This window comes from Janthinobacterium sp. HH106 (assembly GCF_001758725.1).
GTDB lineage: Bacteria > Pseudomonadota > Gammaproteobacteria > Burkholderiales > Burkholderiaceae_D > Janthinobacterium.
In genome coordinates this window covers 206,572-220,159 of the sequence record NZ_LRIC01000002.1, presented here as the reverse complement: position 1 = coordinate 220,159, position 13,588 = coordinate 206,572, and the positions used below count along the sequence as shown (strand labels likewise).

At 65.3% G+C, this 13,588-nt stretch carries 10 protein-coding genes; 9 read left to right on the top strand and 1 reads right to left on the bottom strand.

Going from position 1 to position 13,588, the window contains the following annotated elements; all coding sequences use genetic code 11:
- The first annotated feature begins 340 nt into the window (after positions 1-340).
- The 8 genes from JAB8_RS01615 (at position 341) to JAB8_RS01580 (ending at position 10,460) form a co-directional block, all read left to right on the top strand.
- Entirely contained in the window at positions 341-1,477 is a 1,137-nt protein-coding gene (locus tag JAB8_RS01615) for an SIS domain-containing protein (protein ID WP_070223651.1), read from the top strand.
- Entirely contained in the window at positions 1,464-2,417 is a 954-nt protein-coding gene (locus JAB8_RS01610) for an ROK family protein (RefSeq protein ID WP_070223653.1), read from the top strand. Before JAB8_RS01615 ends, JAB8_RS01610 begins: the two co-directional genes overlap by 14 nt.
- Entirely contained in the window at positions 2,417-3,760 is a 1,344-nt protein-coding gene (locus JAB8_RS01605) for a D-tagatose-bisphosphate aldolase, class II, non-catalytic subunit (protein ID WP_217494186.1), read from the top strand. Before JAB8_RS01610 ends, JAB8_RS01605 begins: the two co-directional genes overlap by 1 nt.
- 35 nt (positions 3,761-3,795) lie before the next feature.
- Positions 3,796-4,563: a DeoR family transcriptional regulator gene (locus JAB8_RS01600; protein WP_070223655.1), complete on the top strand. Its 768-nt coding sequence runs from the start codon at positions 3,796-3,798 to the stop codon at positions 4,561-4,563.
- Between the two features lie 3 nt (positions 4,564-4,566).
- Positions 4,567-5,661 (top strand): N-acetylglucosamine-6-phosphate deacetylase, encoded by a 1,095-nt coding sequence (locus JAB8_RS01595; protein WP_070223657.1) that lies wholly within the window; start codon positions 4,567-4,569, stop codon positions 5,659-5,661.
- A gap of 50 nt (positions 5,662-5,711) precedes the next feature.
- Positions 5,712-7,505: an MFS transporter gene (locus tag JAB8_RS01590; RefSeq protein WP_070288162.1), complete on the top strand. Its 1,794-nt coding sequence runs from the start codon at positions 5,712-5,714 to the stop codon at positions 7,503-7,505.
- 211 nt (positions 7,506-7,716) lie between these two features.
- Positions 7,717-9,114 carry an amino acid permease gene (locus JAB8_RS01585; protein WP_070223661.1) on the top strand — a complete coding sequence of 466 codons (1,398 nt, stop codon included), beginning with the start codon at positions 7,717-7,719 and terminating at the stop codon, positions 9,112-9,114.
- A gap of 59 nt (positions 9,115-9,173) precedes the next feature.
- Positions 9,174-10,460 (top strand): DUF445 domain-containing protein, encoded by a 1,287-nt coding sequence (locus JAB8_RS01580; protein WP_070223664.1) that lies wholly within the window; start codon positions 9,174-9,176, stop codon positions 10,458-10,460.
- A 40-nt stretch (positions 10,461-10,500) separates the two neighbouring features.
- Here JAB8_RS01580 and JAB8_RS01575 read toward each other — a convergent pair whose 3' ends face one another.
- Entirely contained in the window at positions 10,501-12,123 is a 1,623-nt protein-coding gene (locus JAB8_RS01575; RefSeq protein ID WP_343216093.1) for a methyl-accepting chemotaxis protein, read from the bottom strand.
- A 508-nt stretch (positions 12,124-12,631) separates the two neighbouring features.
- Here JAB8_RS01575 and JAB8_RS01570 point away from each other — a divergent pair.
- Entirely contained in the window at positions 12,632-13,534 is a 903-nt protein-coding gene (locus tag JAB8_RS01570; RefSeq protein ID WP_070288158.1) for a sensor domain-containing diguanylate cyclase, read from the top strand.
- Positions 13,535-13,588: the final 54 nt, after the last annotated feature.

Sequence of the window (13,588 nt, the reverse complement as noted above, 5' to 3'; positions counted from 1 at the left end):
TCGAAGTGATGGAAATACTTTAAGAAGAAAAATAAATATCGTCAATCAAAAGAAAGTTCCTGGACCGATTTATTAATAAAATGCCCAGAATTGGCGCATTTTTCTTACGTTTCACCAAAATGTCACAAAACATACTTTCGTTATCGTGGCATTTCAGCGACAGGCGGCGGCACGACTGGGTTTCATGCGGCAGCGCAACATGATTGATGTCCAGAAAAGCACCAGTTCGACGCCATTATTTCGCAAGCCACACAACTATTTACTTTCGTTTTACTTTCGTATTTGACTTTTCGAAATTTAGTATTTATGCTTTCTCCAACAAACACTTTACTGACCTCTCATGACTACCCTTCTTCAGCGTGACATTCAAACCTGGCGCGACATCGGCGGCCTGCACACGGCCGAGGAAATCGCCCATCAGCCCGCCATCTGGCGCGCGCTGGCCGGCATTTTGCGCAGCGAGCAAGCCAGCCTGGCCGCCTTTCTGGGCGATGCGCTGTCCCATCCACAGCAGCGCGTGATCCTGACGGGTGCCGGCAGCTCGGCGTATGTGGGCGAAATCGCCGTCGACACCCTGAATGCCGCCTGGCCCGCGCAGATCCGCGCCATCGCCACCACCACCCTGCTGACGCACCACGAGCTGTACCTGGAAGCGGATGCGCCCACCCTGCTCGTCTCGTTTGCCCGCAGCGGCGACAGCCCGGAAAGCCTGGCGGCCGTGGAGCTGCTGCGCCAGGTCGTGCCCGGCGCGCGCTTCCTGAACATCACCTGCAACGCCGACGGCAAGCTGGCGCGCCAGGGCGCCAACGACAGCAATACGTATAACCTGCTGATGCCGGAAGGCAGCTGCGACCGCGGCTTCGCCATGACCAGCAGCTTTAGCAGCATGCTGCTGGCGGCCCTGTCGGTACTGGGCAAGGACGTCGACGTGGCGCGCCTGGAGACCCTGGCGCAGCTGGGCGAAGACGCCCTGCGCGACTGGTCTGCCCCCGTGGCGGACCTGGGCTCGACACCCGTGCAGCGCGTGGTCTACCTGGGCAGCGGCCCGCTGGAAGCGCTGGCCAAGGAAGCGGCCCTGAAAATCCTGGAATTGACGGGCGGCCGCGTGATGGCGATGGCAAATACTCCGCTGGGTTTCCGCCATGGCCCGAAATCGGCCGTCACCACGGAGTCCCTGGTGATCCTGCTGCGCAGCAGCAAGCCACTGGCGCGCCAGTACGAATATGATTTGCTCAAGGAGCTGCAGCGCGACAGCGTGGCGCAGACGTGCCTGACGGTAGGCATCGGCGGCGACCTGTCGGCCGACGCGCCGGCCTGGCCCGACGCCTGGCTGGCCCCGCTGTGGCTGCTGATGGCCCAGCAATATGCGCTGCACCAGTCCGCGCTGCTGCAATTGCGCCCCGACAATCCATTCGCCGGCGGCATCGTCAACCGTGTCGTGCAGGGCGTCACCATCTATGGCCATGACCAATTCTAATCACACGGCCGGCTACCACGGCATCGACATCGGCGGCAGCAAGATGGAGCTGGTCGCCTTTGCCGACCGCGACGGCGCACTGACCGAAATGTTCCGCGAGAGAGTCGCCACGCCGGGCGACGATTTTAGCGCCTTCGTGCAGGCGATCGTCGACCTGGTGGCGCGCGGCGACGCGGCACTGGGCACGACGGCGCCTGTCGGCATCGGTTTACCCGGTGTGATCGACAGCGCCAGCGGCCGGCAACTGAGCTCCAACGTGCCGGCCCTGAACGGCCGCCTGGTGGCGCAAACCCTGCAGCAAGCCTTGCAGCGCCCTGTCGCCATCGGCAACGATTGCCAGTGTTTCGCCCTGTCGGAAGCGCAAGGCGGCGCGGCCGACCATGCCGCCAGCATGTTCGGCGCCATCCTCGGCACGGGCGCCGGCGGCGGCTATTGCGTGGGCGGCCAGCTGCTGCGCGGCTTTAACGGCGTGGCCGGCGAATGGGGTCACTGGAGCCTGCCCGCCACCCTGCTGACGCAGCATGGCCTGATCGATTACGCCTGCCCGTGCGGCAAGGCGGGCTGCCTGGAACGCTACGTTTCCGGCCCCGCCATGAGCAAACTTCACGCGCACTTTGGCGGCGATGGCGCCGAACCGCTGGCCATCGTGGCACGCGCCAACATGGGCGACGCCGTGGCCGAACGCACGGTGGCCGTGCACCTCGACTTGCTGGGCCACGCCCTGGCCGGCCTGGTGCTGGCCTACGACCCGCACGTCATCGTGCTCGGTGGCGGCCTGTCCAAATTGCCGCACCTGTACGACAAGCTGCCGGCCGCCGTGAAGCGCCACCTGTTCCCCGGCGTGCACGTGCCGCCCATCCTGCCGCCCCGCTTTGGCGACGCCGGCGGCGCGCGCGGCGCGGCCCTTTTGATACGACAACATATAAAGGCGTCAACATGATGAAGCAAGCGGAAAACCCGACTTTTACCCTGTCGCCCATCCAGCAAGTGATCAAGGCGCACCGCCGCGGCGAGCGCGTGGGCCTGTACGCCGTCTGCTGCAGCCACCCGAGCGTGCTGCGCGCCGCCATGCGCGTGGCCAGCGAGTACGACACCGTGCTGCTGGTCGAAGCGACCTCGAACCAGGTCGACCAGTTCGGCGGCTACACGGGCATGACACCAAACGTTTTCCGCGACACCATGCTGGCACTGGCCCGGGAACAGGGTTTCCCGACCGAGCGCCTGGTGCTGGGCGGCGACCATCTGGGTCCGAACGCCTGGCAGCACCTCGACGCGGCCACCGCCATGGCCCACGCCGAGACCCTGATCGCCGCGTATGCGTCGGCCGGCTTCCATAAAATCCACCTCGATTGCAGCATGCGCTGTGCCGATGATCCCCTGCAGCTCGACGATGAAACCGTGGCCGCCCGTTCGGCGCGCCTGTGCATCGTCGCCGAAGCGGCGGCCGCAGCGGCCGGCTTCGCGCCGCCCGTCTACGTGATCGGCACGGAAGTGCCGGTTCCCGGCGGCGAAGCGTCCTTGGCGCAGGCCGGCGCCGTCACCAGCCCGCAGGCCGCGCGCCGCACCCTCGACGTGCATTGCCGCGCCTTCCTCGACAACGGCCTGCACGACGCCTGGCGCCGCGTCATCGCCATGGTGGTGCAGCCGGGCGTCGATTTCGACCAGAGCAGCATCCAGCACTACGATGCGCAGGCCGCCGCCGAACTGTCGGCCTTTGTCGCCGAGCAGCCTGGCCTCGTGTTCGAAGCCCACTCGACCGACTACCAGCGCGAATCGGCCCTGCACGCCATGGTGCGCGACCATTTCGCCATCCTGAAAGTGGGCCCGGCCGCCACCTTCGCCCTGCGCGAGGCACTGTTCGCCCTGTGCCAGATCGAGGAAGAACTGCTGCCGGCGCACGCCACCTCGCAGCTGATGCAGGTGCTCGACGACGTGATGGTGGCCAAGCCGAAAAACTGGATCAAGCATTACCTGGGCACGCCGGAAGAACAGCGATTGATGCGCCGCTACGGCTTGAGCGACCGTTGCCGCTATTACTGGGGCGAGCCGGAAGTGGCGGCCGCCGTCGGCAAGCTGCTGGCCAACCTCGATGCCGTGGCGATTCCACTGCCGCTGCTGAGCCAGCATTTGCCGGAACAGTATCTGGCCGTGGTGCAGGGCAGCCTGAAAGCGGAAGCGCCAGCCTTGATCGAGCACAAGATCGGCAGCTTGCTGGCGCAATATGCGCGCGCCTGCAACCGCAATGCGGCAGTGGCCGTCATTGCCGAAGCGGCAATCTGTTAAGCTCGGTATTTTCATTTTTTACTGAGCCCGCCACCATGCGAAATACCAGCCAACGCCGTGAATCCATCCTCCAAATGCTTGCCCAGCAGGGCTCGGTGCAGGTGACCGATCTGGTGGAAAAGCTCGGCGTGTCCGCGGTCACCATCCGCAGCGACTTGAATGCGCTGGAAGCGCAAGGCATGGCCACGCGCAGCCACGGCGGCGCGACCCTGACGCGCACGCCGCCGCCCGAGCATACGATACGCCAGAAGGATGCCATCAACCACGAGCAGAAGGAGCGCATCGGCGCCTATGCGGCGCGGCTGGTGGAACCGGGCGACAACATCATCATCGACTCGGGCACCACCACCATCTCGCTGGCGCGCCATCTGCGCGACGCGACGGGCGTGACGGTGGCCACGAATGGCCTGAACATCGCGTGGGAACTGGCCGACGCGCCCGGCGTGGACCTGATCCTCACGGGCGGCCTGCTGCGCAAGCAGTCGCTGTCGATCCAGGGCAGCCAGGCCGAAACCTGCTTGCAGGCCTACAGCTTCGACAAGCTGTTCCTGGGCGTGGACGGTTTCGACCTGCAGTTCGGCGTCACCACCCACCACGAAGCGGAAGCAAGCCTGAACCACAAGATGGTGGAACGGGCCAAGAAAATCATCGTCCTCACGGACGCCTCCAAGTTCGGCCGCGTCAGCCTGCACCGCATCGTGCAGCTGGACCGCGTCGATACCGTCATCACCGATGCCAGCATCAGCCAGGAATACCGCGAAGGGCTGCACAAGCTGGGCATCGAACTTTTTATAGCGGAATAACACATGCTGAGCGGCAGAATCCTTACCCCATCTGGCTGGATCACGGGCACCATCACTTTTGACCAGCGCATCGTCCAGATACAGGAAGACCCTGCCGCCGACAGCGCGCTCACCATCCTGCCCGGCTTCATCGACCTGCACGTGCATGGCGCGGCCGGCGTCGACATCATGGAGGGCGCAAACGCGGGCGCCACGGTGGCGCAGGTGCATGCGCGCCACGGCACCACGGCCCTGCTGGGCACCACACTGACGGCCAAGGAGCCGTCGATCGTGCGCGCGCTGCAAGGACTGGCCGGCGTTATCGCCGAACGTCCCGCCAACGGCGCGCGCATGCTGGGCGTGCACCTGGAAGGACCGTTTTTGAACCTGCACCGCCTGGGCGCGCAGCCGCCCGACGTGGTGCAGGCGAGCCTGGCGCTGGTGCAGCGCTTCCATGCCATCGCCCCGATCAAGGTCTTGACCATGGCGCCGGAAATTCCCGGTCACCTGGAACTGATCCCGCAGCTGGCGGCGATGGGCATCCGCGTGCAGATCGGCCACAGCGCCGGCACGTATGACGAAGGCGTGGCGGCGCTCAAGGCCGGCGTCTCGGGCTTCACCCACCTGTACAACGGCATGACGGGCATGACGCACTACGACCCCGGCATGGTGGGCGCGGCGCTGGCGCATGCCGAATACGCGGAAATCATCCCCGACCTGCAGCATGTGGCCAAGGGCGCCCTGCGCGCGGCCCTGCGCGCCATCCCGCGCCTGTACGGCGTGACGGACGCCACTTCGGCCACCGGCATGCCCGATGGCGAATACGGCCTGGGCACGCAGCGCGTCTACAAATGCATGGGCTGCGTGCGCCTGGCCACGGGCTCGCTGGCCGGCAGCGTGCTGACCATGGACCAGGCCCTGCGCAATTTCGTCGACCTGGGCCTGGACCTGGCCGACGCCTCGAACCGCCTGTCGCTGTACCCGGCCGATTACCTGGGCGAATCCGAACGGGGCCGTTTGGCACCGGGCGCCTGGGCCGATATCGTCGTCCTCGATTCCACACTACAGCCAGTGTCCGTCTTCGTCGAAGGCGCGGCCATCGATCTTTCCACCCGCTAGATTCCGTCTCTAGAACCAGCCCCCAACCTCAACCCCGTCCCGGAGTTACCATGCACGACACGTCACACAAGGCCCCCGTGTGGGCCATGCGCTACCTGCTATTTATTGCCGGCATGGGGGGATTGCTGTACGGCATAGACATCGGCATCATCGCCGGCGCCCTGCCCTACCTGGAATCGACGGCCTCGGTGGCCTGGAAACTGACGGCCCAGCAGCTGAGCTTTATCGTCGCCGCCGTGCTCCTGGGTTCGGTGCTGTCGTCGCTGTTCGCCGGCGCCCTGGCCGACATCCTGGGCCGGCGCTGGGTGATGTTCCTGGCCGGCGCCCTGTTCAGCGCCAGCATCCCGCTGATCGCCCTGGCCGACGGCTACACGCCGCTGCTGCTAGGCCGCCTGCTGCAAGGCATCAGCGGCGGCTTGATCGGCGTCGTCGTGCCCCTGTACCTGGCCGAATGCCTGCCCGCGCAACAGCGTGGGCGCGGTGCCGCCCTGTTCCAGCTGCTGCTGACCATCGGCCTGGTAGCGGCCGCCCTGATCGGCCTGCTGCAGGCGCAGACGGTGGAAACGGCCACGCAGGCGGCGCAGTCGTTGCCGGAAGCGGGCCGCATCGCCGCCATCTTCGCCGCCAAGGACCACGCCTGGCGCAGCATCTTCTGGGTCTGCCTGGCGCCTGGCCTCGTATTCACCATCGGCGCCCTGCTGCTGGCCGAGTCGCCGCGCTGGCTGGCGCGCCGCGGCCGCGTCGAACAGGCGCGCCAGTCGCTGCTGCGCACGCGCCTGCCCGCCGCCGCCGACCTGGAACTGCGCGAAATGCTCGATACGCCCGAGAACGCGGCCAAGGCCAGCGGCAATGCCAGGGCAAAAGACCCGCTCTTGAGCCGCCGCTACGTGCTGCCCTTCCTGCTGGCCTGCCTGATCCTCGCCTGCACGCAGGCGACGGGCATCAATTCCATCCTCGCCTATGTCGTCAATATCCTGAACCAGGCGGGCCTGTCGGGCGCCTCGGCCAATATGGCGGACGTCTTGCTGAAAGTGCTGAACGCCGTGATGACGGTGGTGGCCGTGCTGCTGGTCGACCGCAAGGGCCGCAAGTTCCTGCTGATGCTGGGCACGGGCGGCATCGTCGTCTCGCTGCTGGCGGCCGGCTTGCTGTTCCGCGGCGCCGAAGCCAACCTGGCCGACGTGCGCCCCGCCATCGCCGCCCAGGTGCAAAACGACGGCCTGGCCGTGCACCTCGATGCGGCCACCTTGACGGCCCTGGGCGCGGCCGCCGACGGCACGCCGCAGCAGCTGACCATCGCCTACGCCTACGGTCCGTTCACCAACGTGAAAAGCCTGCGCAGCGACGACCCCGTACTGCGCCAGGTGACGATCGCCCGCGAAGACGCCGTACAGGCCGACAGCGTGATCGGCGTGTTCTTCCGCAAGCTGCACCTGAACCCGTTCGCCGACCCGGCCGCCGGACGCGAGGCGCCGCTGCGCATCGAAAAGGCCAGCCTGGGCCCCGTGCCCCCGTCCACGCACGGCTGGCTGGTGGCGATCGCCATCTGCGTGTTCGTCTCCAGCTTTGCCGTGGGACCGGGCGTGTGCGTGTGGCTGGCCCTGTCCGAGCTGATGCCGACCCGCATCCGCTCGAACGGCATGAGCATCGCCCTGCTGGTCAACCAGTTCGTCTCGACCGTGATCGCCGCCATCTTCCTGCCGACCGTGGGCTTGCACGGTTATTCGACCCTGTTCTTCTTCGGCGCCGGCTGCACCGTGCTGTATTTCCTGGCGGCCGCGTTTTTGTTGCCGGAGACCAAGGGCAAGACCCTGGAAGAGATCGAGGCGCACTTTTCCAAGTAAGCCCGAGTAACCAACTGTAGCAGTCTCCTTTCCAGCCCCGGCCCACCGTCCGGGGCTGTTTTTTTGCCTGCCGGGCAAGTTGACAGGGCTGGCGCGCACGGTAGCGTACGGTTTTCCTTCTAGAATCACGGGCGCGTGGGCTAGAATCTGGCTGCGTCGTGCTACTCACGAGGCGGCAATGGCGCCATGACAAAAACCACCAGGAGACACAGTGAGCTTATTTAGAACCAAGAATTTGGATGACATGATTGCCCACAGCAAGAAGCCGGGAGGTCTGGCCAAGGTGCTGGGGCCGTTCGACCTTGTGCTCATGGGCATCGGCGCCATCGTCGGCACCGGTATTTTCGTACTCACCGGCACGGGCGCGCTGACGGCCGGCCCCGCCCTGTCGCTGTCCTTCGTCGTGGCGGCCGTCGCCTGCTGCTTCGCCGCCCTGTGCTATGCGGAATTCGCCTCCACCGTGCCAGTGGCCGGCTCCATCTATACCTACAGCTATGCCACCCTGGGCGAGCTGGCGGCCTGGATGATAGGCTGGGACTTGCTGCTCGAATACGGCCTGGCCGCGGCCGCCGTCTCCGTCGGCTGGTCCGGCTATTTCCAGTCGCTGCTGTCGGGCTTTGGCATCACCTTGCCCGTGGCCCTGACGGCCGCACCGGGCGCCCTGCCCGGCGTGACGACCTTCATCAACCTGCCGGCCCTCGTCATCATGCTGCTGCTGACGGCCATGCTGGGCTGGGGCGTGCGCGAATCGGCGCGCCTGAACAACATCATGGTGGCCATCAAGGTGGGCGTGGTGCTGCTGTTCATCATCTTCGGCGCGCGCCACGTGCAGCCGGCCAACTGGCAACCCTACATGCCGTTCGGCTACCACGGCATGCTGAGCGCCGCCGCCCTCGTCTTCTTCGCCTTCATCGGCTTTGACGCCGTCACCTCGGCCGCCGAGGAAGTCAAGAAACCGTCGCGCGACCTGCCTATCGGGATCATCGGTTCACTGGCCGTGTGCGCCGTGCTGTACGTGGTGGTGTCGGCCATCATGACGGGCATCGTGCCGTACCAGAAATTCCTCGGCGTCGACCATCCCGTCTCCCTGGCCCTGCAATATGCGGGCGAAAACTGGATCGCCGGCTTCGTCGATCTGGGCGCCATCCTCGGCATGACCACCGTGATCCTCGTGATGGCCTTCGGTCAGACGCGCATCATCTTCGCCATGTCGCGCGACGGCTTGCTGCCCAAGCGCCTGTCGACCGTGCACCCGCGCTTCCACACGCCGTTCTTCGCCACCTGGCTGGTCGGCATCGTCTTCGGCCTGATCGCCGCCACGATTCCGCTCAACATCCTCGCCGAGCTGATCAACATCGGCACCCTGGCCGCCTTCACCATGGTCTCCGTCGCCGTGGTGGTGCTGCGCAAGAAGCGTCCCGACCTGCCGCGCGCCTTCCGTTGCCCCGGCGTGCCGTTCGTGCCGGCGCTGGCCGTGATCCTGTGCGTAGGCCTGATGACCTTCCTCAGCTGGGTCACCTGGATGGCCTTTTCCATCTGGCTGGTGATCGGCCTGGCCATCTATTTCGGCTACGCGCGCCGCCGTTCGCTGCTGCATCCGCAACAGTAAGCGCGTCACTGCGCCATCGCAGTAAGATGGCGGTCACGCAACTGTGCAGACCGCCATCCATGCAACCTTCCCCCGACCTTATCGCCCAGCTGGACCAGAGCACGGACCAGCTCAAGCGCGCGCGCCTGCGCAACATGCAGTGGCTGGCCGCCGGCCTGCTGCTGCTGGCCGCGCTGGTCTTCGCCGTTGCCCGCTCGCAACGGGGCGGCCATCCCGCATGGGGCTATGTGGAGGCATTCGCCGAAGCATCGATGGTGGGCGCGATCGCCGACTGGTTCGCCGTCGTCGCCCTGTTCCGCCACCCGCTCGGCATTCCCCTGTGGCATACGGCCATCATCCCGAACAGCAAGGCGGATATCGGGCGCAGCCTGGGCGCCTTCGTGGAAAACCATTTCATTACCGAGCAAGGCATCGCCGAGCGCATCGTGCAAGCCGATCCCGCTGCCCGCCTGGGCGCCTGGCTCAGTGACGAGGTCCATGCGCGGCAGCTGGGCATGGCCAGCGCGGGCGTGGTGAAACAGCTGCTGGCGATGGCCGACCACGACAAGCTGGGGCAGCTGCTGCGCGAGCAGGCCAGCGCCTACCTCGGTCAATTGAATGTATCGGACGTGGCGGCCGACTGCATCGACGCACTGATCGCCGACGGCAAGCCGCAGCAGCTGCTGGACTTCCTGCTCGACCGGGGCGCCGCCTACCTGGACGACGAGGCGCACCACGCCGCCATCGGCGACTTTGTGCTGGGCGCCTTCCAGATCGAGAACACGCTGGTGAAAAAGGCCGTGAAGGCGTACGAGCCGCGCATGATCGCTTCGCTGCAAAAATTCGCGCTCGCCGTGCGCATCGACCCGGCTCACCCGCTGCGCCAGCGCATCGCCGGCTGGATCGCCGACAGCGCGCTGCACCTGAAGGCCGATCCGCAGTGGCAGGACACGGTGCGCCGCTACCAGCTGCAGCTGATCGCCAGCGATACGGTGCAAGCGATGCTGGGCGAGCTGTGGGACGCCATCCGCGCGCGCCTGCTGGCCGACCTGCACGCCGACGCGCCCGTGCTGGCGCAAGCCGTCGCCAGCCTGGCGCGCAACACGGGTCAGGTGCTGGGCAAGGACGAGCATGCCCGGGCATGGCTGAACGGCGCCATCGTCGCCGGCAGCGGCGCGCTGGTACGACGCTACCGGGGCGAGGTGGGCGCCTTCATCGCCGCCCGCCTGGACTTGTGGAGCAAGGAAGAAATGAGCGAGCGCATCGAACTGGCCATCGGGCGCGACCTGCAGTTCATCCGCATCAACGGCACCATCGTGGGCGGCCTGGCCGGCCTGCTGATCTACGCCGCCAGCCAGGCGGTGTAAGCGGGCTTTTCCAGCGCCAGCGCCAGCGCCTGGCGCGGCATCACGCCAGCTGCGGTTTCAGCAGGCTCGTCACTGATAACTGCTTGCGCGGCGCGGCAGCCCGGGCTGCCGGCCGGGCCGCCGCGCCGGCCGCCACACTGCGCACCAGCTGGAAGGAATCGACCAGCGTCGCCAGTTGCACGGCCTGCTGCTGCATGCCGGCCGCGGCGGCGGCGGCCTGCTCGACCAGGGCCGCATTTTGCTGCGTCACGTCGTCCATCTGCGTGATGGCCTGGTTGATTTGTTCGATACCCTCGCTCTGCTCCTGGCTGGCCGCCGTAATGTCCGCCATGTAGCCGGCCACCTGGCGCACCGACTGCTCGATATCGCCCATCGTCTTGCCGGCATCCTGCACCAGCCGGCTGCCCGCCCCCACCTTGTCCACTGAATCGCCGATCAGCACCTTGATTTCCTTGGCCGCCTGCGCCGAGCGGTGCGCCAGGCTGCGCACCTCGGACGCCACCACGGCAAAGCCGCGCCCCTGTTCCCCGGCCCGCGCCGCCTCGACGGCCGCATTCAGCGCCAGGATATTCGTCTGGAAGGCGATGCCGTCGATCACGCCGATGATGTCGACGATCTTGCGCGAGCTGTCCTGGATTGAGCCCATGGTGGCAATCACCTGCGACATGGCTTGTTCGCCCTTGTGCGCGGTCTCGGAGGCGGTACTGACGAGGCGGTTCGCCTCGCGCGCATTGTCGGCATTCTGCCTGACCGTGCCGGTCAGTTCTTCCATGGACGACGCCGTCTCTTCCAGTGCGCTGGCCTGCGACTCCGTGCGCCGCGACAGGTTCGCATTGCCTGCGGCGATTTCCTCCGCGCCGCGGCCCACCACGCCCGTCGATTCCTTGATTTGCCCGACCAGCAGCTTGACGTTCGTCTGCAGGACGCGCAGCGCCTGCGCCACCGCCGTCAGTTCGTCGTTGCCGCTGGCGCTGATGTTGCCCGACAGGTCGCCCGCGCTCATGCGCTCGATATCGCCGCGCATGCGCTCCAGCGGCACCACGGCCGCGCGCTGCACGGTGTAGCCGCCGGCCGCGCACGACACCACGCCGCAGAGAGTGCTGAACAGCATCGGCATGCCGGCGTGTCCCGACGCCACATAGGAGATGGCCGGCGCGGCAACGAACAGCAGCGCCAGCGAGCCGAACACGAGAGACATCCGGGCGCGCAGCGTCAATTGCGCCAGCGGATTCAGGCGCCGCACGAGCGAGCGGTGCACGGCCACGCCCTCGCGCACTTCCAGCGTCGTGCCGCCTTGCTTGATGGCCTGGTATGCCTGCTCGGCAGCGGCCACCTGTTCCCGGCTGGGCTTGACGCGGATCGAGGTGTAGCCCACCATCTGGCCATTTTCCAGCATCGGCGCGGCATTCGCTTCCACCCAGTAGTAATCGCCATTCTTGCAGCGGTTCTTGACCATGCCCGTCCACGCCTTGCCGCTCTTGATGGTGCGCCAGAAGTCGGCGAAGGCCTCGGCCGGCATATCCGGATGGCGCACGATGTTTTGCGGCGCGCCGATCAGCTCCTCGGCCGAAAAGCCGCTGATATCGATAAAATCCTGGTTGACATAGGTGATGTTGCCCTTCAGGTCAGTCTTCGATACCACCGTCTGACCGTCATGAAGCACATATTCCCTGTTCGTTACCGGCATATTTGTACGCATTTCTATCTCCCCTGTCCTACACAAGCGAATGGCGGCGCCACCCGAAAAGAAGCGGGCTCGCGCCCTGGCCTGAACAACACTGCTCTTTCCTGCACAGATCCTGACAAGTGACGAGAGGCGCCTTGCCAACAACTTGCCTCTATTTGCCATCTTTTTGACTTAGATCAAATTCATTTTGCTCCATGATTTAACCAATTACAACATTTAAATAAAAAATTTAAACGAATTTATCACTTTTGAAATGATGACAAATGGATAGATTTTCGCCTCAACAGAGGAAAAACACAGCGTCTCGAGGCAATATTGCAAACAAGACGGCAGTTGCACGGCAAACACAAATCATTAAAATCATGAAATTCATTGCATTCTATTTTATTTGAGGTATGATGATTGATATGGGGAAACGAAAACGATGCGACGACATCGTGCCTTTCGCCACTCGGGAAATCCGCACCAATGTAGGGAGATACGCATGAACAAAGTCCTGGCCTTGCGCTTGCTCGACGCCGCAGAAGACGCTGCCGTCATCATCGACACCGCTTCACGCATCCAGTATGCGAACGACGCCATGTATGCGCTGAGCGGCTATGCGCAGGGCAGCCTGGCGGGCCAGCAGATCGAGGCGCTGCTGCCGGATGCCGTGCGCGAGCAGCATGGCGCGCAGATCGGCGCCTATCTGGCCGGCGAGAAGAAGTCCAGGGTACTCGGGCACAAACGCCATTTCGCCATTCGCCACCACGACGGCTCCATGCTGCCCATCGTGCTCAAGGCCATGGACCTGGGCAAGCTCGGCGACGAAAACTACATGGGCGCCTTTTTCATCGACCAGCGCCGCGAGCGCGCGCTCGAACAGCAGAATGCGGCCCGTTGGCAGCAGTTGCAGCGCATCGCCCTGAGCGACCCGCTGACCCATCTGCCCAACCGCCGCGCCTTCGAGGTCGAAGCCGTGCGCGCGGCCGCGCGTGCCAGACGCGCCCACACCCCACTGGCCATCGGCATCGCCGACATCGACTTCTTCAAACACGTCAACGACCAGCATGGCCATGCCGCCGGCGATGCCGTCCTGCAAACCATCGCCGCCGTGTTCCAGTTCCAGGCGCGGGCCTCGGACGTCGTCGCCCGCGTGGGAGGCGAGGAATTCGGTTTCCTGTTCCCGCATACGAACATGAGCATGGCCTGCCAGGTGGCCGAGCGCATACGCCGCGCCGTGGAAGAGACGCGTTTCGAGTTCGGCAAGCTGTCCATTCCGGTGACGATCAGCATCGGAATGGCGCCGCTACCCGACAACGGCGACTGGAAGGCGGCCTTCATGCAAGCCGATGCCGCGCTGTACCAGGCCAAGAACAATGGCCGCAACCGCGTCGAGCAGGCTTGAATCCCGCCCGACACCCTTCGCAGTTTCACGCATCACGCAGCACCTGACAGGAGC